The sequence below is a fragment of the Vibrio sp. Sgm 5 genome (assembly GCF_026241575.1).
GTDB classification, from domain to species: domain Bacteria; phylum Pseudomonadota; class Gammaproteobacteria; order Enterobacterales; family Vibrionaceae; genus Vibrio; species Vibrio jasicida.
The window spans coordinates 38,377-59,111 of record NZ_JAPHPY010000016.1; the positions used below are offsets into that span (position 1 = coordinate 38,377).

At 46.9% G+C, this 20,735-nt stretch carries 16 protein-coding genes; 8 read left to right on the forward strand and 8 right to left on the reverse strand.

Translation table 11 applies throughout. From position 1 onward, the window contains the following. Positions 1–12 precede the first annotated feature (12 nt). From fruB to fruA, 3 genes are read left to right on the forward strand one after another with little or no spacing between them, the layout of a single operon-like run. Positions 13–1,146 (forward strand): fused PTS fructose transporter subunit IIA/HPr protein, encoded by a 1,134-nt coding sequence (gene fruB / locus OQJ86_RS11115; RefSeq protein WP_265987754.1) that lies wholly within the window; start codon positions 13–15, stop codon positions 1,144–1,146. 11 nt (positions 1,147–1,157) lie between these two features. After that, the gene (pfkB, locus tag OQJ86_RS11120; protein WP_237302967.1) at positions 1,158–2,132 is read left to right on the forward strand and encodes a 1-phosphofructokinase; all 975 of its coding nucleotides are present in this window, start codon (positions 1,158–1,160) and stop codon (positions 2,130–2,132) included. A 19-nt stretch (positions 2,133–2,151) separates the two neighbouring features. Beyond that, positions 2,152–3,897, forward strand: coding sequence for a PTS fructose transporter subunit IIBC (fruA, locus tag OQJ86_RS11125; protein ID WP_265987755.1), 1,746 nt, complete (start codon positions 2,152–2,154; stop codon positions 3,895–3,897). A gap of 132 nt (positions 3,898–4,029) precedes the next feature. Here fruA and OQJ86_RS11130 read toward each other — a convergent pair whose 3' ends face one another. Both OQJ86_RS11130 and OQJ86_RS11135 read right to left on the reverse strand, forming a co-directional pair. Next, positions 4,030–4,524 (reverse strand): hypothetical protein, encoded by a 495-nt coding sequence (locus tag OQJ86_RS11130; protein ID WP_265987757.1) that lies wholly within the window; start codon positions 4,522–4,524, stop codon positions 4,030–4,032. Continuing rightward, complete coding sequence (locus tag OQJ86_RS11135) at positions 4,515–5,348, reverse strand: transcriptional regulator (RefSeq protein WP_265987758.1); 834 nt, start codon at positions 5,346–5,348, stop codon at positions 4,515–4,517. Before OQJ86_RS11135 ends, OQJ86_RS11130 begins: the two co-directional genes overlap by 10 nt. A gap of 306 nt (positions 5,349–5,654) precedes the next feature. On the opposite strand from OQJ86_RS11135, the gene OQJ86_RS11140 reads away from it, so the two are divergent. After that, positions 5,655–6,218, forward strand: a complete 564-nt coding sequence (locus tag OQJ86_RS11140; protein WP_265987759.1) for a porin family protein — start codon at positions 5,655–5,657, stop codon at positions 6,216–6,218. An 85-nt stretch (positions 6,219–6,303) separates the two neighbouring features. On the opposite strand, the gene OQJ86_RS11145 is transcribed toward OQJ86_RS11140, so the two are convergent. The 4 genes from OQJ86_RS11145 to OQJ86_RS11160 all read right to left on the reverse strand — a co-directional run bounded on the left by OQJ86_RS11145 (position 6,304) and on the right by OQJ86_RS11160 (position 12,486). Then, positions 6,304–7,017: a hypothetical protein gene (locus OQJ86_RS11145; protein WP_265987760.1), complete on the reverse strand. Its 714-nt coding sequence runs from the start codon at positions 7,015–7,017 to the stop codon at positions 6,304–6,306. A gap of 275 nt (positions 7,018–7,292) precedes the next feature. Further along, a complete protein-coding gene (locus OQJ86_RS11150) occupies positions 7,293–10,352 on the reverse strand; it encodes an efflux RND transporter permease subunit (protein ID WP_265987761.1) in 3,060 nt (1,019 codons plus the stop codon). After that, entirely contained in the window at positions 10,352–11,413 is a 1,062-nt protein-coding gene (locus OQJ86_RS11155) for an efflux RND transporter periplasmic adaptor subunit (protein ID WP_265987762.1), read from the reverse strand. The genes OQJ86_RS11150 and OQJ86_RS11155 overlap by 1 nt, the downstream gene beginning before the upstream one ends. Then, positions 11,413–12,486: an efflux RND transporter periplasmic adaptor subunit gene (locus OQJ86_RS11160; protein WP_005441951.1), complete on the reverse strand. Its 1,074-nt coding sequence runs from the start codon at positions 12,484–12,486 to the stop codon at positions 11,413–11,415. The genes OQJ86_RS11155 and OQJ86_RS11160 overlap by 1 nt, the downstream gene beginning before the upstream one ends. A 163-nt stretch (positions 12,487–12,649) precedes the next feature. Between OQJ86_RS11160 and OQJ86_RS11165 the strand changes: the two genes are divergently transcribed. After that, positions 12,650–13,375, forward strand: a complete 726-nt coding sequence (locus OQJ86_RS11165) for a TetR/AcrR family transcriptional regulator (RefSeq protein ID WP_265987763.1) — start codon at positions 12,650–12,652, stop codon at positions 13,373–13,375. 235 nt (positions 13,376–13,610) lie between these two features. Here OQJ86_RS11165 and gcvT read toward each other — a convergent pair whose 3' ends face one another. Further along, entirely contained in the window at positions 13,611–14,729 is a 1,119-nt protein-coding gene (gcvT, locus tag OQJ86_RS11170) for a glycine cleavage system aminomethyltransferase GcvT (protein ID WP_265987764.1), read from the reverse strand. 260 nt (positions 14,730–14,989) lie between these two features. Further along, complete coding sequence (locus OQJ86_RS11175) at positions 14,990–15,613, reverse strand: helix-turn-helix domain-containing protein (protein ID WP_005431308.1); 624 nt, start codon at positions 15,611–15,613, stop codon at positions 14,990–14,992. Positions 15,614–15,992: 379 nt separating this feature from the next. On the opposite strand from OQJ86_RS11175, the gene OQJ86_RS11180 reads away from it, so the two are divergent. From OQJ86_RS11180 to gcvP, 3 genes are all read left to right on the forward strand, one after another. After that, positions 15,993–17,288, forward strand: a complete 1,296-nt coding sequence (locus tag OQJ86_RS11180) for a serine hydroxymethyltransferase (RefSeq protein ID WP_265987765.1) — start codon at positions 15,993–15,995, stop codon at positions 17,286–17,288. 51 nt (positions 17,289–17,339) lie between these two features. Then, positions 17,340–17,720 carry a glycine cleavage system protein GcvH gene (gene gcvH / locus OQJ86_RS11185; RefSeq protein ID WP_005451648.1) on the forward strand — a complete coding sequence of 127 codons (381 nt, stop codon included), beginning with the start codon at positions 17,340–17,342 and terminating at the stop codon, positions 17,718–17,720. Between the two features lie 129 nt (positions 17,721–17,849). Then, complete coding sequence (gene gcvP, locus OQJ86_RS11190) at positions 17,850–20,714, forward strand: aminomethyl-transferring glycine dehydrogenase (protein ID WP_265987766.1); 2,865 nt, start codon at positions 17,850–17,852, stop codon at positions 20,712–20,714. Positions 20,715–20,735 lie beyond the last annotated feature (21 nt).

Below are 20,735 nucleotides of genomic sequence, written 5' to 3' on the forward strand. Positions count from 1 at the left end.
TGGAGAAGCACCATGCTTAAGCTAAGTAAGAACGACATTACCCTATCTCAATCCGCTACAGATAAGTTTGAAGCGATCAAAAGCATCGCGAAAAGCCTGACAGACAAAGGTCTGGTTGAACAAGGCTATGTAGAAGGCATGCTAAACCGTGAAAACCAGAACTCTACGTTTCTAGGTAACGGTATCGCGATTCCACACGGCACGACTGACACGCGCTCAATGGTGAAAACCACCGGCGTTGCTGTTCACCATTTCCCAGAAGGCGTTGAATGGGGTGATGGCAACACAGTTTACGTTGCGATCGGTATTGCTGCGAAATCAGACGAGCACTTGGGCATTCTTAAGCAGCTAACAAAGGTACTGGGTGCGGATGGCGTTGAAGAGCATCTGCGTGATGCGAACAACGAAGACGACATTATTGCCCTGCTTCATGGCGACGTTCAGCTAGAGGCGGATTTCGATGCTTCTCTCATTCAACTGCTATTCCCAGCAAGCGACATGATTCAAATGAGCGCGGTTGCTGGCGGCCTACTTAAAAACACAGGTTGTGCAGGTACAGAGTTCGTTGCAGATCTAGTAACGAAAACGCCAACGCACCTTGGTCAAGGTCTATGGCTAGTAGGTAGTGATAAGCAAGTAACGCGCACCGGTGTTTCTTTTGTATCAACAGCAAATGATTGTGAATTCGAAGGCGAGAAAGTGCGTGCTCTAGTTGCATTTGCAGCTTGCAACAATGCTCACCAATCTATCCTAAGCACGATTTCAAAGCTTGTGTTTAACAACGAACACAGCAAATTACTTGATGCTTCTGCTGAACAGATCCTTGCACTGTTCAAAGGCGAAGAAATGGCAACAGAAGCGGCTGAAGATGGCAACACGGCAATCTTTAAGATCAAAAACGCCCACGGCCTACACGCTCGTCCTGGCGCAATGCTAGTTGCTGAAGCGAAGAAGTTCGAATCTACCATTCGTGTGGCAAACCTAGATGGCGACGGCAAAGCAGTGAACGCGAAGAGCCTAATGAAAGTTATCGCGCTGGGTGTGAAACACGGTCACCAGCTTCAATTCTCTGCTGAAGGTCCAGATGCTGCACAAGCACTTGAGTCAATCGGCAAAGCAATCGCATCTGGTCTTGGCGAAGGTTAAGGGGCGAGAGAATGACAGCATTGAAAACAAACAAAGTCGTTACCATCACGCTTAACCCTGCCCTTGACCTAACAGGTTCGCTGGACTCAATTAAAGTGGGTTCTGTCAGCCTAGTTGAAAAGAGCAACCTACACGCGGCCGGTAAAGGCGTAAACGTAGCGAAAGTGCTTAGTGACCTAGGTGCAGACGTAACAGTGACGGGCTTTCTTGGCAAAGACAACCCTGAGCTGTTCCACCAGCTATTTAGCGATATCAAGGTTAAAAACGAGTTCGTCGAAGTCGAAGGCGCAACTCGCATCAACGTGAAATTGGTTGAAGCAGATGGCCAAGTGAGCGACATCAACTTCCCTGGCGTTCAAGTTACGGCAGAAGAAATCGCGCGCTTTGAAGAAACCCTATTCCGCCTTGCAGAAACACACGATTACTTTGTATTGGCAGGCAGCCTACCGGGCGGTGTTACTGCAGAGCAATGCGCGGCATGGATTGAGAAGCTGCATCAGAAAGGCAAGAAAGTCTTGTTCGATAGCAGCAAGGCGGCACTACGCGCAGGCATCGACGCCCATCCTTGGTTGATCAAACCAAACGACGAAGAGCTAAGTGACTTTGTCGGTGAGCACCTTTCAACGCCAGAACAATGCCAAGAAGCAGCGCAAACGCTAAGCGATAAAGGCATTGAGAACATCGTAGTTTCTATGGGAGCAGACGGCGTGATGTGGCTTAACCAAGGTGAATGGCTACGTGCTCAACCACCACGAATGAATGTAGTAAGCACTGTTGGCGCTGGCGATACGCTTGTTGCTGGCTTGTGCTGGGGTCACATGCAAGTGATGCCGAAAAACGATTTACTGCGCTTCGCTACCGCGCTTTCTGCCCTAGCAGTAAGCCAAGTTGGCGTTGGCCTAACCAGTCAGGAAGAACTGGAGAACATCAAGCTCCAAACGCAAGTAACCGAGCTTTACCCTAATACGAACTTAGACAAAAACTAAGGAACAGAAGGTTATCAGTATGAATATTGCCATTATTACAGCTTGTCCAAGTGGTGTTGCGAACAGCATCATTGCGGCAGGTCTACTAGAACAAGCAGCGGCGAAGCTGGGTTGGAACGCAAAGATTGAATGCCAATCAAGCGTGGTTGAACCAACACTGCTGACAGACGCTGACATTGAACAAGCAGAAGCGATCGTAATTGCGGCTAACACTCCAGTTGATACTTCTCGTTTCGTAGGTAAAAAAGTCTACCAAGCAGATATCAGCACTGTAGCGAAAGACGCATCCGCTTTCCTACAAACGGCTGTTGAAAGTGCAGCAACACTAGAGCAAGTAACCACAGTTACGGCACAAGTAGCAGCACCAGCAGAAAGTGCCTCTGCAACTAAGAAAATTGTTGCAATCACTGCATGTCCAACCGGCGTTGCACACACCTTCATGGCAGCAGAAGCACTAGAAGAAGAAGGCAAACGTCGCGGTCACCAAATCAAAGTGGAAACACGTGGCTCAGTAGGTGCGAAAAACCAACTGACTGACCAAGAAATCGCAGACGCAGATTTGGTCATCATCGCAGCAGACATCGAAGTACCTCTTGACCGCTTTAACGGCAAGAAGATGTACCGCACTAAAACCGGTCCAGCGCTGAAGAAAACAGCGGAAGAAATGGACAAAGCGTTTGAACAAGCAAGCGTATACCAACACTCTGGTTCTTCTAGCGCATCATCAGCGACAGAAGAGAAGAAAGGCGCGTACAAACACCTAATGACAGGTGTATCTCACATGCTGCCAGTTGTGGTAGCTGGTGGTTTGATCATCGCCCTATCCTTCGTATTTGGTATCGAAGCGTTTAAAGAAGAAGGTACGCTAGCAGCAGCGCTAATGAACATTGGTGGTGGCTCTGCATTCGCCTTGATGATCCCAGTTCTTGCTGGTTACATCGCCTTCTCTATTGCTGACCGTCCGGGTCTGGCTCCGGGTCTCGTTGGCGGTATGCTTGCTAGTTCAACTGGCGCAGGTTTCCTTGGTGGTATCGCAGCAGGTTTCATCGCAGGTTACGCAGCTAAGTTCCTTGCCGACAAAGTAAAACTTCCACAATCAATGGAAGCGCTTAAACCGATCCTTATCATCCCGTTCGTGGCGACACTGTTCACGGGTCTAGTGATGATTTACATCGTGGGTGGTCCAGTATCTGGCATCATGAGTGGCCTAACTGATTTCCTAAACAACATGGGTTCAGACAGTGCAGTTCTACTGGGTATTATCCTTGGCGCGATGATGTGTTTCGACTTAGGTGGTCCAGTAAACAAAGCTGCTTACGCATTCGGTGTAGGTCTATTGGCTTCGCAAACTTACGCACCAATGGCTGCAATCATGGCCGCGGGTATGGTTCCTGCACTAGGTATGGGTCTTGCGACGTTCATTGCTAAGAACAAGTTCGAGCAAAGCGAGCGTGAAGCAGGTAAAGCCTCATTCGTGCTTGGTCTGTGCTTTATCTCTGAAGGTGCAATCCCATTCGCAGCGAAAGATCCAATGCGTGTTATCCCATCATGTATGGCGGGTGGCGCACTAACTGGTGCTCTATCGATGCTGTTCGGTGCAAAACTGATGGCACCACACGGTGGTTTGTTCGTACTGCTTATCCCTAACGCAATCTCACCAGTGCTAATGTACTTGGTAGCAATCGCAGCAGGTACAGCGGTAACAGGTTTCACTTACGCGTTCCTAAAGAACAAAGCAGAAGCGAAACAAGAAGCAGCTGCTTAATCGTGACTAACTCGCTTAGATGGTTCTAAGCAACGATTAACAATGCCTCCCTCGATTTGGCATTCGACACCTCCCTCTAGCCTCGGCATTGGGAGGTGTTTTTTATTGAGCAACAAGCGGAGTCTAACGGCGCTAAATCCGATAGCAGATAAAGTTACTCTCTTCTGTTTCGCTCTGATTGAAAAAGAACAGTTGTTCGTCCTCTACTTTGTAGATGAAGTCCGTTTTTGTGCCCACATACGAGTTCATGTCTCTGACGAAAACCTCACTCTCCGTTGGCTGTTCATTCCAGCTGACTTTCTGATAATCCACCGTCAACGCATGCCCATCCACTTGATACTTGCCGTTGTAAACCAGTTCATACTCTTTGCTTTCGCCCTTTTTCGTCAGCAAGGAGCCTTTCTGGAAAATGTACATGTCTCTATCCGAGCTAAACACCACGACAGAACGATCACTGATATTTTCATAACGTCGGTAACCTCTGGTAATAAAGTCTTCTTCAAACGTTGCACACGCCCAGCGCGAACCAGTAATTTCATCGGATTGGAAATACTTTTGGTGAACAACCACACCCACTAGGCCAATTGCCAATGCAACATTGAGGACGAGGAGTTTGTTTATCTGCATATTGCATCCGCCCTGCTCATGCTCTCTAAGACCGTTTCTTTCAAGGTGTCGATATCGAGAGAAAACTTAATGTAGTTGACATTCTTATTACTGTTTTTGGCGAAAGCAAACGCACGTAAAGTATGCGCCCCTTCTTGATAAGCCGATTCAGACACACGCAAATATACGATGGCCGGACACACCGGAAATACCTCATCGTTGAGGCTCTTTGCCAAAGCCGAAAGATCTAACTCGTCATGATTTTGATCGTAAAAGTAGAAGTCCGTTTCTGACACAGAAAAGTGTTGGTAATCCGAATCATCAAGAAAATCAGGATGTGGCACAAACGGACGAAAATAAAGCACAGAGACAATCGCGATAATCAGGAAAGCCGTCATCAGTATCGGAGTTAAACTAAATGCCTTATCTCGCGATTCAGATTCTTGTTTGGGCGCTGCTTTGACTTGATGCTCAACATCATCAATTTCGAGCGTTTGGAGTTCCGGTATCTCAACTTTCTGTTTGATGGGTTTAACATCCGCATCAACTTCCAGTAAATAGCCAATTTTACTTACCGTTTTTATCTGTACACCTTGCGCCTTCAACTGAACAAGTTTCTTTCTTAAACCGGAAATGACATTGGTCAATGCTTGATCGGTAACAACTGAACCATCCCAACAGGTTTCGAACAACTCTTCGCGAGTTACATGTACGCCCTGCTTTTCAAGCATCAAGTTCAGCACTTGGTATGGAAGTGGCCTTAGAGGAACATCATTACCGTGTGAATTGGACAATGTCCTTGTCGTCGGATCGAGGACCAAATTGGCGAAATGGATTCTATGCATACAGGCTCACTGCTTTCTCAACTCCTTGAATTATAGGTCAGGTTTGCCGAACCATTCTAAAAACCAAGTCATCTTCATCACACCACAATACAGCACTCAGTTTTTAGTAATGAAGGATTCAAACATCAATTTTTAACTCTGCATACCTTCCGAGCACACAAAAAACACACAATTGCCTAAGTCACTAAATCAATAGGAATTATTTGGTTTTTGTTTACTTTTTGTTTAGTTTTTCAGCGCCTCATTTAGATAATGAACACTGTTTTAAACACAACAATACAGACAGTAATACAGAGGTAAATAACAATGAAAAAAGCAGCCACCCTTATCGCCGTACTTGTTAGCATTCAAGCTCATGCAAATAGCTCACAGGATGTATCAGGGTTTTATCTGGGCGGGGGTATGGGTAACACCACATACAGTGATGATAGTCCGTTTACACATTTGGAGGCTGATGGTACAACTTTTAAAATTATTGGCGGTTATCAATTCAATCGTATCGTCAGTATAGAAGCTCAATACACTGACTACGGTGATATCAAAGTAAAGAACACGCCTTTTGATCTCAACGTAAATAGTGCGTCTGTTGCTGCAAACATTGGCTACACATTCGACAATGGGTTACGACCATTCGCGACGCTAGGTTTGGGCTACATTTCGGTGGATGTGCCTGAATTTCTCGGTGAAGACGAAAACGAGCTGCTACTTCGCGTAGGGGCCGGTCTTGAATACACGCCGCATCAGTTTAACAACATCACTTTCCGAGCAGCGTATGAGATGGACCACTTCAATGTCGGCTCGAAAGGCTCGAACTGGGACACCAACATTCAGGTCGGCTCTTTCTATGCGGGTGCAACTTATAAGTTTTAATAAAAAAACAAACGCGGACACATAGAAAGTACAAAGGGCGAACGCTTACGATAAGCGTTCGCCCTTTCTTGTATAACGTGCCGATTTATTGCATCGGTTCAGATTCGATATCCACGTCACCGCTGTTCAAGTTCACCATCGCGTTGTAAACATTTTGCGGATCACCATGGTGTTTAAAGGTGAAGTGATACACGTTGGCCGGCGTCCAAATCTCTTTGTCATCGACGGGCATAATATCGTAACCATCTTGCTGGTATAACTCTGTCGCCATCACATACGCTGTCGCTGTCTGAACTTGAGTGTTGTGGTCGATTTTAGGTTCTACTGACGGGTTACTTGGGTAAGATTCACCGTTGTAACTCATCTGACGATAAGCACCATTACTCCACACAACAAAGTCTTGCCAACCGTTGCTGTAGCTGTCTATTAGTGCAATCGGTGTTCTGGTTACCGACATGCGGTTCAGCACTTTACCGTTGTTATCGAACATATATGCCGTGCAGCCACCACTTCCGCAGAAGAAACGGTCTTGGAACAACACCAAATGTTCTGCTGTACCATCACTGTTCAAATCAGCAGATCCTGTAACATAACGAATTTTGTCCGTTTCTAAAGAAAGCCCCTGTGGCATCAGAATACTTTGGTCAATCCACGTTGCGATGGTCGCTGCATCTGCACTTTTTATCTCTACAGGGACTTGAGAATCTGTATTATCAGTAGAAATGCCGTCTGTGGAAGAACAGCCAATTAGCGTTAGTGAACCTAAAAGGAAGAGTCCATGTAATCCGCGATTGTTCATTTGCGTTCGCTCTTTTATTGATGATGTTTCCTTAGTATACGCAAGATTTATCAATCGCTTGTAAGAAAATCATAAAAATCAGTAAGGTGTACACCAAACCACCAGCCTTCCTTTTCGCCCTTATCTTTTTCTCCAGCCTCTCTTCTTCTCTCTTTTGCTTCTCACTTCTATTCTCTTTTCCCTCTCGTATCTTGACTCTCCCCGATCAAAAAAGCCCTGAGGAAAGTCCCCAGGGCTAGGCAGGAATCTGACAATAATAAAAGCCAGGAAGTCCCTTATGCAGTGGTTGGTTTGATCTTAAACAGAATTGCAAACATGACTGGTACAACAATCAGAGTCAAAACTGTAGCAAAACCAAGGCCTGCCATAATCGTAATCGCCATTGAGCCGAAGAACGCATCTGATACCAGAGGAATCATTCCCAGAATCGTCGTCAATGCCGCCATACTCACTGGACGAACACGGCTGATCGCACTGTCGACAATCGCTAAGTAAGGATCCTTACCTGATGCTAGCTCTAGGTTAATCTGGTCAAGAAGTACGATACCGTTTTTCAGAATCATACCGCTCAAGCTCAATAAGCCTAGGAACGCAGTAAAGCTAAAAGGCATGTTTGTCGTCAGAAGACCAAATGCCACACCAATGATAGACAGCGGTACAGTGAACCAAATAACCAATGGCTTCTTCAGTGAGTTAAACAGAAGCATCGTAATGATGAACATCAACAAATAACCCATTGGCAATGAGCCAAACAGACCTTCTTGCGCATCTTTCGATGATTCGTACTCACCACCCCACGTGATTTCGTAACCTTCTGGGATATGCAGTGCCATCACTTTTGGTTGAACACGAGCAAACAAGCTTGCTGCGGTGTCATCGCTCAACACATCGTGGTCGGCCAGCACCGTTAGAGTACGTTTACGGTCACGACGCTGAATCAATGGCTCATCCCAATCCAGTTTCACACCATCAATCACTTGATCAACTGGGATATAAGATTGTAACGATGGACTCCAGATGTTTACGTTCTGCAGTGATTCAAAGTCCACACGCTCTGCTTCTGGTAAACGCGTCATGATAGGCAGAATGTGCGTACCATCGCGAAGGAAGCCAAGTGTGCTACCACCAAACGCCATTTGCAGTGTGCTTGAAAGATCTTCTTTCGAGATACCTAAGCGACGTGCTTTAGATTCGTTGAATACAGGCACTAGCTCTTTAGTACGCTCACGCCAGTCGTGACGGATGTTACGAGCACCTGGGTCAGTATGAAGAATATCTTCTACTTGTACCGCAAGCTCACGTAGTACTTGTGGATCTGGGCCAGTAATACGCGCTTCAATCTTAGACGCTGGCGACGGGCCGAATTCCATCAACTTGAACTGGAACGTTGGCTTGTCGAACGTCTTCGCTAAGTTGTCGTCCAACTTATGCAGAAGCTCAAACATGTTCTCACGGTCCGTAGTACGAACTTGGAACTGTGCGTAGGCTTCGTAGCTCTTCTCTGGTTGGTAAGTCAGAGCGAAACGCTGCAAACCTTGACCAATCGACGCTGATACAAAGTCAATGTTGTCTTGAGTACGAATGTAGCTTTCAACTTCTTCCGCTTTCTTGATGGTCTCGCGAATGTCAGTGCCCTCCGGCATCCACATATCAACGTAGAACATCGGCGTGTTTGACGGCGGGAAGAACTGTTGCTTCACACTGCCAAACGCAACCACAGCACCAACTAGCAGCGCGACCATGCCTGCTACCGTTAACCAACGGAAACGAAGCGCAAGTTTAAGAGACGCACCAAACGCGACGAACAACCAACCTTTGTATGGGTCTTCATCTTCTGTATCTGCGTTCTTGTCTTCTTCTTTCAATAGAAGATCCGCTAGGAATGGCGTTAGCGTAATCGCAGTTACCCAGCTTAGAAATAGTGAGAAACACAATACCCAGAACAGAGAGCCCATAAACTCACCAGTCGCATCTTGTGACAGACCGATAGGCGCAAACGCGGTAATAGCAATGACTGTCGCACCAAGCAGCGGCCACTGAGTTTGTTTTACGATATCTGTTGCAGCTTGAACTTTGGTTCGCCCCTTCTTAAGGCCAACCAATATCCCCTCGACCACCACGATGGCGTTATCCACCAGCATACCGAGCGCAATGATCAACGCACCAAGCGAGATACGGTGCAGTTCGATATTGTTGTAGTTCATCAAAATGAAGGTACCGAATACCGTCAACAACAGCACCAAACCGATGATCACGCCACTGCGTAAGCCCATAGTGAACAGCAGTACGATGATTACGATAGCAACCGCTTCTGCCAAACTAATAACAAACGCTTTTACTGAATCGTCTACTTCTTGCGATTGGTTGTAGAAGTAGTTCATATCCAAACCAGCCGGCTTGATGGTCTCAAGATTCGCCAGTTCAGCTTCAATACGTTGACCGACTTCTACTACGTTTACGCCAGACGCAAACGAAATACCAATGTTGATTGCTTTCTTACCGTTATACAGCAGCACATTGCCCGGCTTTTCTTGAATGCCACGGCTGATGGTTGCAACGTCTTTCAAGCGAATCAGATTACCGGTGTCACGACCGTGAATGATCAGGTTTTCTAGTGCTTCTACGGTGTTTAATGTACCGCTTGGGCGAATAATAAGGCTCTCGCCGTTTACCATCACCTCGCCCGCAGAAACCACATTGTTCTGTTGGTTCAGCAAGCCAGAAATCACGTTCATGTCGAGGTTCAGAGCCGCTAAGCGATCCAATGAAATCTCAACAAACAGCATCTCTTGTTGGTCGCCAGCGATGTCAACTTTACCCACGCCATCGATCAGTTCGAGTTCACGTGTAAGTTGGTCTGCGTAGCGTTTCAGTTCTACATAATCGTAGTCGTCACCCGTTAGCATCAGCATTACGCCGTACACGTCACCAAAGTCATCAATGATTTGCAGAGATTGAACGCCTTGCGGCAAAGTTGGTTGCAGATCGTTGATTTTACGGCGCATTTCATCCCAGATTTGCGGCAATTCATCCGGACCGTAGTCCATCTTCATGCTCACCATAATCTGTGACATACCACTTGAGGACGTCGACGTGATCTTATCGATATAAGGCAGCTTACGAATCTCTTTCTCAAGCGGATACGTCAGCTCTTCTTCTACTTCTTTAGAAGTCGCGCCGGGATAAGTCGCCACCACCATCGCATCTTTGATAGTAAATGCCGGATCTTCCAATCGGCCCAACTCTAGGAATGACATTACCCCGCCAACTGCGAGAATAACGATGAACAGCCAGCTGATGACTTTGTTCTTAATTGAGTATTCAGCAATGCTCATTATTGTTGTTTCTCCACCACATCCACTGACTTACCTTCGCGTAACTTACGTAAGCTGGAATTCACTAATACATCGCCTTGTGCAACGCCTGATGACACAATCGCGCCTTCACCGTTAATTTGATCAATCGTCACCGCCACTTTTGTGACCGCGTCACTGTTTAATTTCCACACAAAGAACTCACCATCCTTGTTACCCGCTTGAAGCGCAGTCATTGGAATGTTGTAGCCATCAATCGACGTTATACCCGCTGCCACCATGTCTACTGCAACGCTTACACTAGTACCTGGCAAAATCTCTTCATCAGGTTGTGGCATGGTTAAATACATTTGGTATGTTTGTGTCTGCGCGTTTGGCTCACTGGTGTGCTCCAAGTAATCCAACGCATAAGATTTCGCGTCACCCGAGAACGTTGCTTGAGGTTGGTAGCTCATGCTTTGTGTATTTGGGTTTACCATCGCAAGCACGTTGTCTGACAGCTCGATACGAACGTACACTTTGTCGCTTTGGTAAAGATTTAGAACCGGCTCACCAATCGCAACACGCTCAAAACGCTCTTTGAATACATCCGAAACCTTGCCCGCAAACGGGGCAAATAAACGTGTGTAGTTCAGTTGGTTTGTCGCGTTGTAGAAGTTTGCTTCCGCCAGCTCTTTATTTGCCGTTAGCTCATCCAACTCCGCTTTAGAAATCATTTGGCGGTGATGCAGTTCTTCACCACGTTTCAGCTGACGAATCGCGAGTGTGTATTGTGCTTCTGCATCGTTTACCGCTTGCTTCTCTTTGCTGTCGTCTAGCTTAGCGATCATCTGGCCTTCTTTAACCGTGTCACCCGCTTTGACTAGCACATGCTGAACTTCGCCTGCGCGACGGAATGCAATCGGCGTTTGTTCCGCAGGCACGACTTGGCCTTTGAATGTGCGGTATTGGCTTTTTACTGGAACATCGACAGCAACCGTAGAAACATACAAAGGCTGCTCTGCGGTGACTTCGTCTGTGCTGTTACAACCGGTTAGTACGGCCAATGCGATAACCGATACTGTGAATAATGAACGTTTCATTAGATACCTTCCTCACGAACCCAAGCTTTCACTACTTGGCCTTCCACTAGGCGTTCAACACCTGCAATAACAACGTAATCGTTCTTATCCAAACCCGACTCCACAGCACCGTTCGCATTTAGTGACAAGGTCACTTTGTTCACTTGCTGTGTATCGCTGTCCATTACCCAAACTTCACCATGAGCGGCGTCTTTCGACACCCAAGCCGCATTTGGCAGCATCATCGCGTTCGATACGTTTTGCTTCGCAATGTGTACTTGGCCTGTCATGCCCGTTAGCAAGTTACGATCAGAAGGACGAGTAATCGTCACGATCGCTTCGTAGCTGTTGGTATCAGCATTGGGTTGAGTAGAGATTTCTTTGAATTTGCCTTGGATACGGTTGTTTGGCTCGCTGTCCATCGTCACCCACATCTCTGCGTCTTTAAGTGAGTTCAATGACACCGCTTCGGCGTAAGTCACAGGCAAAGTAAACGACACATCCAAAGTGGTGTTGTCGATTAGGTTTAGGATTTCTTGCTTAGCAGCAACCACTTGGTATGGCTTCACATAGGTATAAGACACCACACCATCAAACGGCGCATGAATCTCTGTGTAGCTCAAATCGGTTTTCGCTTGCTCTAGATTTGCCAGTGCCGCTTTGTATTGCGTTTCTTGTTGGTCGTAACTGTCTGTACTGATCAGCTTCTTGTTGTACAAGCTTTTCGAGCGTTCCCATTGGGTTTTCGCTAATGCGTACTGTGCTTGTGATGCATCAAGAGCTAACTGCAAGTCTTTTGGGTCTAGCGTTGCAAGTACATCGCCCTGCTTCACCTCTTCACCCATTCTCACGATCAACTTCTCAATTTCGCCACCTACCTGAAATGAAAGTTGGGCTCTGTACGTTGCATCTATTCGTGCAAGGAATGCATCGGAATCGGCAACAGTCAGATCATTAACAGCAAGTAATTTTACAGGTTTGATTAATGGCTCAGACGGTTCTGATACGGCTTTGTTACACCCTGTCAGCATCGTGGCGAGGCTCAATGCCACCGCTGCTCCGACAAATGTGCGCTTTAAGTATTGTTTTCGCACTGGCTTTCTCCATCGACTTTATATTTACTACACAGGTGTGCAGTATATGCATAACGAAAAAATGATCAACATATTTTCCACGTGGATAATAAAATAATTAGGCAAACTGTCCGGTTTCTGGTAAAAATAGGCGCGTTGATTAATATTCGGGAAAATTCGAACTATGACAGAAAGAAAGCAAGGCCGTAGAAGTGCTGAAGCCGCTGAGCAAACTAAGTGTCTGATTCTAAGAGTCGCGGCAGATATGTTCTGTGAGTTAGGGTACGAACGTGTCTCGCTTCGAAACATCAGTGAGAAAGCTGGTGTGTCTCATAGTTTGATTCGCCACCACTTCGGCAGCAAAGAGAAAATCTGGCAAGCCGTCAGTGATGCCATGGATGAATTCATGCAAGGCTACATGGCACAGCTGGTAAGTGAAATGCCAGCAAACACCCCATCTAATCAAAAAATCTACCTGTTCATGGTAAGAATGTTGGCATTTGCCCTCATGAATCCGCATCCAATCCAAATGATTGCGGATGCAATTCGCCAAGGTGATGATGCACTACTGCAGTACTTCCTGAGATCCAAAGACGAGTTCGCGGCGATCTTTACTGAGCTTTTTGCAGACTACAACGTGGAATACCCGGAGCACCAGATTGACCAGTGGGAATCAAAATGGCAGATGCTGGTGTTTGCACATGGTGCAATTAGCTTAGCGCCTATGATGCAAGAAACGTGGCCAGAAGATGCAGGCAACCGCGATAAGATGCTGATTAACCATTGGGAATTGTTCAACACCATCATGGCAAGTCAGTTTAGCGTGAACAAAGAAGACATGATTCATCCAAGCAAACTGAGTGAAGTTGTGATTGAAATGTGTTGCCCTATCGAAGAACTCACTGCATAAGTTGGGCTTTCAAAAGAACATAAAAAATGCCGAGCAATTTGCTCGGCATTTTTGTTTGTGCTTATCATTTCAGAGAGGAAACGGAATGGAACCTACTTCATAGTTGCTTATTCTTAACCGCGTCACTGCAGTTAAACAGCACGTGGGAGGTAGATTCCTAGTCTCGCCTAATTTCGCCTAGTCTCGCTGGAATAACGAGCCGTATTTAAACCTCTAAATCAATAAATTAAGCTAATTAACCACGGTAGTAGCGTTGTGGTACGAACGGCATTTTTTCTACCGTCATTGGTAGCATCTTGCCACGTACTTCTGCAAACAGCTCTGTGCCGATGGCCGCTAGATCTGCACGTACGTAACCCATTGATACAGGCTTACCTGCGTTAGGGCCTGCTGTACCACTGGTTACTACGCCAATCTTGTTGCCATCTGCATCGTACAGCTCAGCGCCTTCACGAACTGGCGCCTTGGTTTGACCAACCAAGCCAATACGCTTACGTGCAACGTCTTTCGTTTCGATCTGCTTAAGAATGATGTCAGCACCAGGGAAGCCACCTGCACGTTCGCCATCAGCGCGACGTACTTTTTGGATGCCCCATAATAGGCTTGCTTCAACAGGCGTTGTTGTTGTGTCTAAGTCATGACCGTACAGACACAGACCACATTCAAGACGAAGTGAGTCACGAGCACCAAGACCAATCCACTCTACTTCTTCTTCACCTGTGAGTTTACGAGCAAGCTCTTCTGCTTTGTCCGCAGGAACAGAGATTTCGTAACCGTCTTCGCCTGTGTAACCACTACGAGAAACAATGCACTCAACGCCTAGCAGCTCAACTTTGCGAACATCCATGAACAGCATCTCTGCTACTTCTGGTGCGAAACGCGCTAGTACTTCCGCCGCTTTAGGGCCTTGAATCGCAAGCAGTGCGCGATCATCAATGATCTCTAGCTCGATGCCAGGAGGAAGATGCGCCTGAAGGTGTGCAATGTCTTGCTCTTTACATGCTGCGTTCACAACAACAAACAGGTGATCGCCAAGGTTAGCCACCATCAAGTCGTCCATGATGCCGCCCTGCTCATTGGTAAAGAAAGCATAACGCTGCTTGCCCGCACCTAGGTCAACAATATCAACCGGAACCAGTGTCTCTAAGAACGCTGCTGCGCCATCACCAATCAAACGGAGTTGCCCCATGTGAGAAACATCGAACAGACCTGCTGCATCACGAGTGTGTAAGTGTTCTTTCTTTACGCCTAGTGGGTATTGAACTGGCATGTCGTAACCCGCGAACGGGACCATCTTTGCGCCTACTTCTACGTGAAGTGCATGCAGTGGTGTTTTCAGAAGTTCTTGAGTCATTTTCGTCTCCATTTAGATAGACCCGATGATGCTGTCGGCATTCGTTGTGTTTCCAATAATAAACACGCTTGATTCAATTTTGCACGAACAAGACATCACTCGACTTTCAAAAGTGTGACTTTTAACATTTTAATCACAACAGAACGCACAAAAAAGGCGCTCTGTTGAGTGAGATATCATCAACAGAGCGCCATCATAACGCATTCAAAACCGATAGCAAACGTTTGCTTTCACTATAGGAAATTTACAACTATTTATCACTACTTGGCAGTCACCCACAAAATGTGTGCATCCTCCTCACTCACACTGGTCAACATATGACCCATGTTCGCATCGTAATACACACTGTCGCCTTCGCTTAATACAACAGGCTCATAGAACTCAGAATAAAACATCACCTCACCTGATAAGATGAGTAAAAACTCTTCCCCATCATGACGAACCCAGTCTTTGTATTCGTCAAAACTACGGGCACGAATTTGGCTCTTAAAAGGCATCATTTTCTTATTGGAAAGTTGAGTCGCCAACAGCTCGTGTTCGTAGGTTTGGGTTGGGTGTGGTTTACCCTCTTTTTTCTTGGTTACATCCCTGCGCCCTGTCGCGACCTTTTTTCTCGGTGGTTCAAACAGTTGCGGCATATCAATTTGCAAACCATGCGCCAATTTTTGCATCGCTTGGAACGTTGGAGAAATCTGTTCATTCTCGATCTTACTTAGCGTAGAACGCGCAAGGCCAGTTCGTTGGCTCGCCTCTTCTAACGTAATACCAAGTTTAGAGCGGATATCTTTAATGCGCTGACCGAGCTTAAGCGGTTCAATATTCTGGTCTTGCTGCTCTTTCGCCAACGTCATTGACGGGTATTCATCGTAAATACTTTCTGCCATAAATCCCTCTGTAAATATCCTTTATTCCTTCCTATTAGCATTGTGCATGAACCCTATAGTGGATAAAAGTCCACCGAGTTAATTAAAGCGTGCTCTTGTTAACAAAACCAGAAATCTCGTTTCCTATAGGAAATTTTTGGTTGATTGTTCGTGCCGCAGGCGCTATGTTACCAACTTGTTAGATGTAGAGATGCACATTTCCGTAAGAGATTGGACAAGAGAAACCACAATCCAACGGAGTTTTGCCCACTTATTCGGGCCGAAAGTTCACTCTGTTCTGCTATGCAGTTCAGCTGTTTTGAGGACAAATGAGCCACCATCGCAATCAAACAACTATTTCTAGTGCGGGTTCATTTTAAGATTTGGAAGGTCAACTACCATGAACAAGAGTTACCCTAACCACAGCTTGGAAAACTTTTTCTCTACCAACCTCTCTGCGACAGATGACGCTGTCTTTGCTGGAATTCAGGCAGAATTCGCTCGCCAAAACGAACAAATAGAACTTATCGCTTCTGAGAACATCGTGTCTAAAGCGGTAATGCAAGCTCAAGGCACCTGCCTAACAAACAAATACGCTGAAGGTTACCCAGGTCGCCGTTACTATGGTGGTTGTGAGCACGTAGATACAGTGGAAGCCATTGCTATCGAACGCGCGAAAAAACTTTTCAATTGTGAATACGCAAACGTTCAACCACACTCAGGCGCCCAAGCAAACGGCGCAGTAAAATTGGCACTACTTCAACCTGGTGACACCATTCTTGGTATGTCTCTAGACGCAGGTGGCCACCTAACACACGGTGCGCGCCCTGCACTTTCTGGTAAGTGGTTTAATGCAGTTCAATATGGCGTTGACCGCGAAACACTAGAAATCAACTACGACGACGTTCGTGAGCTAGCACTTGAGCACCAACCTAAAATGATCATCGCAGGTGGTAGTGCTATTCCACGTACTATCGACTTCGCAAAATTCCGTGAAATCGCAGACGAAGTAAACGCGATTCTTATGGTCGACATGGCGCACATCGCCGGTCTTATCGCAACAGGCGCGCACCCTAGCCCGCTTCCTTACGCACACGTTGTTACGACTACAACGCACAAAACATTGCGTGGCCCACGTGGCGGTATGATTTTGACCAACCACGAAGACATCATTAAGAAAATCAACTCAGCAGTATTCCCAGGTCTACAAGGCGGCCCACTGATGCACGTGATTGCGTCTAAAGCAGTGGCGTTCGGTGAGGCGCTTGGTCCTGAATTCAAAACTTATATTGATTCAGTGATCAACAACGCAAAAGTCATGGCAGAAGTATTGCAAACTCGCGGTTGCGATATCGTAACTGGTGGTACAGACACGCACTTGATGCTGGTTGACCTTCGCCCTAAAGGCTTGAAAGGTAACAAAGCAGAAGAAGCACTAGAGCGTGCAGGCATCACATGTAACAAAAATGGCATCCCATTCGACACAGAGAAGCCTATGATTACATCGGGCATCCGTTTAGGAACGCCTTCGGGTACAAGCCGCGGCTTTGGCGCTGAAGAATTCAAACTCATCGGTAATTGGATTGGTGACGTACTGGACGGTTTGGTGAACAACCCTGAAGGTGACGCAGAAGTAGAAAAACGCGTACGCAAGCAAGTAAAAGAGCTTTGCAGTCGCTACCCTCTTTACCAGTAAAAGATTTATTAAATCAGAAACTATCCTGACAAGTTATTTGGAGATTAAGCAATGGACAAAACACTGAAGTTTACAGATAGCCACGAGTGGGTACGTGACAACGGTGACGGCACAGTAACTATCGGTATTTCAGAGCACGCTCAAGAAATGCTGGGTGACGTGGTATTCGTTGACCTACCAGACGTGGAAGATGAAGTCGAAGCAGGCGAAAGCTTTTCTTTGGTGGAATCTGTAAAAGCGGCTTCAGACATCTACTCACCAATCACTGGTGAAGTAGTTGAAATCAACGAAGAGCTAGAAGACAGCCCAGAGCTAATCAACGAAGAACCATACGAAGGTGGTTGGATTGTGAAAGTGAAGCTTTCAAACCCATCTGAGTTGGATGACTTAAAAGATGCGGAAGAATACCTAAGCTCTATCGAAGAAGAGTAATTAGGATGAGACGAAAGCTGTCCCCTAGCATAACGATTAGTGGACAGCTTTTTTTCTAGGTTCGGACGTATAATTTAATTTATCAGTAACGCAACTCCGTTACCCGAGCCAAGGAGTAGGTAAAGGACAATGACTGAATTACTTCAAAGCCTCAGCACACAAAACGAGTTCGTTGCTCGCCACAACGGACCAAACAAATCTGACCAACAGAAAATGTTGGAAGCGATCAACGCAGTTAGCCTAGATTCGCTTATCGACGAAACCGTACCAGCACAAATTCGCCTAGAGCAGCCAATGAGCTTGGCAGAAGCGAAAAGCGAAGCAGACATGCTGGCAGCAATGCGTGAGTTCGCCGATCAGAACCAAGTTAAACGTACATTCATTGGTCAGGGTTACTACAACACCTTCACGCCAAACGTAATCCTACGTAACGTGATGGAAAACCCGGGCTGGTACACCGCTTACACCCCTTACCAGCCAGAGATCTCACAAGGTCGTCTAGAAGCCCTTCTAAACTACCAACAAATGGTGATGGATCTTACTGGTATGGAAATCGCGAACGCGTCATTGCTTGATGAAGCAACGGCAGCCGCAGAAGCGATGACACTTTGTAAGCGTGCGGGTAAGAGCAAGAGTAACGTATTCTTCGTTGCTGACGACGTTCACCCACAAACCATCGAAGTAGTAAAAACTCGTGCGAAATTCATCGGCTTTGAAGTACTAGTCGGTTCTCTAGAATCACTACCAGAGCAAGACGTATTCGGCGCGCTAGTTCAATACCCAGGCACAACGGGTGAAGTTCGTGACCTAACGGACATTATCGCAAAAGCGCAAGCGAACAAAACGCTAGTAACCGTAGCCACTGACCTATTGGCTTCTGCCCTACTGAAACCAGCGGGTGAAATGGGTGCAGACGTTGCAATCGGCTCAGCACAACGTTTCGGCGTTCCTATGGGTTACGGCGGCCCACACGCAGCCTTCATGGCAACACGTGACAAGCACAAGCGTACAATGCCAGGTCGTGTTATCGGTGTTTCTATCGATACTAACGGCAACCAAGCACTGCGCATGGCAATGCAAACGCGTGAGCAACACATCCGTCGTGAAAAAGCGACATCAAACATCTGTACCGCTCAAGCTCTACTAGCGAACATGGCGTCTTTCTACGCGGTTTACCACGGCGCAGAAGGTCTACGCACAATTGCTCGTCGTACGCACCACATGACCGCTATCCTAGCTGCTGGCCTAACGAAAGGCGGCTTTGAACTTGCTCACAACAGCTTCTTCGACACCATCACCATCAATACTGGTGCACAAACTGAAGACCTATACGCGAAATCACTAGCCGCAGACATCAACCTACGTAAGTTGGGTACTCAGTTAGGTGTAAGCTTCGACGAAACCACAACCGTGGCGGACGTAGAAGCCCTATTCGCAGTATTCGGTGTGAAAGAAGAAGTCGCAGCACTATCAACGGAAATTGCAGGCAACGAGTTTGCAGCGATTCCAGAAGCACTGCGCCGCACAACAGAATATCTAACGCACCCTGTGTTTAACACGCACCACAGCGAAACACAGATGATGCGTTACCTAAAACAACTGGAGAACAAAGACTTCTCGCTAACGCACGGCATGATCCCATTGGGCAGCTGTACGATGAAGCTGAACGCAGCAGCAGAGATGATTCCAGTAACTTGGCCTGAGTTTGGTTCGATCCACCCGTTCGCACCAGCAGAACAAGCAGCCGGTTACGCAGCACTAGCAAAAGATCTGAAAGAGAAGCTATGTGAAATCACAGGCTACGACGCATTCTCACTACAACCAAATTCTGGTGCATCAGGTGAGTACGCAGGTCTTATCGCGATTCAACGCTACCACGAAAGCCGTGGCGAAGGTCACCGCAACGTATGTTTGATCCCAAGCTCTGCGCACGGTACTAACCCTGCGACAGCGTCTATGGTGTCAATGAAAGTGGTTGTGGTTAAGTGTGACGAAGAAGGCAACATCGACGTCACTGACCTAGCAGCGAAAATCGAGAAACACAAAGACAACCTATCAAGCATCATGATCACTTACCCTTCTACGCACGGCGTATACGAAGAGCAAGTGAAAGAAGTGTGTGAAATGGTTCATGCAGCGGGCGGTCAGGTTTACCTTGACGGCGCAAACATGAACGCACAGGTTGGCCTAACAACGCCGGGCTTCATCGGCTCAGACGTTTCTCACCTAAACCTACACAAAACCTTCTGTATCCCACACGGTGGTGGCGGTCCGGGCATGGGGCCTATCGGTGTGAAATCGCACCTAGCGCCTTTCCTTCCGGGTCACATTGAAAACGGTGCAGACGGCGAAAACTTCGCAGTATCCGCAGCGGATATGGGTAGCGCGTCTATCCTGCCAATCTCTTGGGCTTACATCGCAATGATGGGCGAAGCTGGCCTAACAGACGCAACGAAAGTAGCGATTCTGAACGCAAACTACGTGATGGAGCAACTGCGCCCTCACTACCCTGTTCTTTACCGTGGCTCTAACGGCCGTGTAGCGCACGAATGTATTATCGACATTCGTCCACTAAAAGAAGAAACAGGCATCAGCGAAGAAGACATCGCGAAGCGTCTAATGGACTACGGTTTCCACGCACCAACCATGTCGTTCCCAGTAGCAGGCACGCTAATGGTTGAGCCAACGGAATCGGAAGACCTAGAAGAGCTAGACCGCTTCTGTGATGCGATGATCGCAATCCGTGAAGAGATGACAAAGGTTAAGAACGGTGAATGGCCGCTAGATAACAACCCGCTTGTTAACGCGCCACACACTCAAGTTGACCTAGCGAAAGAAGAATGGAACCGCCCTTACTCTCGTGAGCTTGGCTGCTTCCCTTCAAAAGCAACCAAATCTTGGAAGTACTGGCCAACAGTAAACCGCGTAGATAACGTATACGGCGACCGTAATCTAATCTGCTCGTGCCCAAGCATCGATAACTACGAAGATTAATTTTTGTAGAATCTAAATAGA

Bases quoted from the DNA above. Each gene is read 5' to 3' on its own strand.
- fruB (WP_265987754.1), top strand. From the start codon at position 13: ATGCTTAAGCTAAGTAAGAACGACATTACCCTATCTCAATCCGCTACA.
- OQJ86_RS11130 (WP_265987757.1), bottom strand. From the start codon at position 4,524: ATGCAGATAAACAAACTCCTCGTCCTCAATGTTGCATTGGCAATTGGC.
- OQJ86_RS11140 (WP_265987759.1), top strand. From the start codon at position 5,655: ATGAAAAAAGCAGCCACCCTTATCGCCGTACTTGTTAGCATTCAAGCT.
- gcvH (WP_005451648.1), top strand. From the start codon at position 17,340: ATGGACAAAACACTGAAGTTTACAGATAGCCACGAGTGGGTACGTGAC.
- fruA (WP_265987755.1), top strand. From the start codon at position 2,152: ATGAATATTGCCATTATTACAGCTTGTCCAAGTGGTGTTGCGAACAGC.
- pfkB (WP_237302967.1), top strand. From the start codon at position 1,158: ATGACAGCATTGAAAACAAACAAAGTCGTTACCATCACGCTTAACCCT.
- gcvT (WP_265987764.1), bottom strand. From the start codon at position 14,729: ATGACTCAAGAACTTCTGAAAACACCACTGCATGCACTTCACGTAGAA.
- gcvP (WP_265987766.1), top strand. From the start codon at position 17,850: ATGACTGAATTACTTCAAAGCCTCAGCACACAAAACGAGTTCGTTGCT.
- OQJ86_RS11145 (WP_265987760.1), bottom strand. From the start codon at position 7,017: ATGAACAATCGCGGATTACATGGACTCTTCCTTTTAGGTTCACTAACG.
- OQJ86_RS11150 (WP_265987761.1), bottom strand. From the start codon at position 10,352: ATGAGCATTGCTGAATACTCAATTAAGAACAAAGTCATCAGCTGGCTG.
- OQJ86_RS11180 (WP_265987765.1), top strand. From the start codon at position 15,993: ATGAACAAGAGTTACCCTAACCACAGCTTGGAAAACTTTTTCTCTACC.
- OQJ86_RS11175 (WP_005431308.1), bottom strand. From the start codon at position 15,613: ATGGCAGAAAGTATTTACGATGAATACCCGTCAATGACGTTGGCGAAA.
- OQJ86_RS11135 (WP_265987758.1), bottom strand. From the start codon at position 5,348: ATGCATAGAATCCATTTCGCCAATTTGGTCCTCGATCCGACGACAAGG.
- OQJ86_RS11165 (WP_265987763.1), top strand. From the start codon at position 12,650: ATGACAGAAAGAAAGCAAGGCCGTAGAAGTGCTGAAGCCGCTGAGCAA.
- OQJ86_RS11155 (WP_265987762.1), bottom strand. From the start codon at position 11,413: ATGAAACGTTCATTATTCACAGTATCGGTTATCGCATTGGCCGTACTA.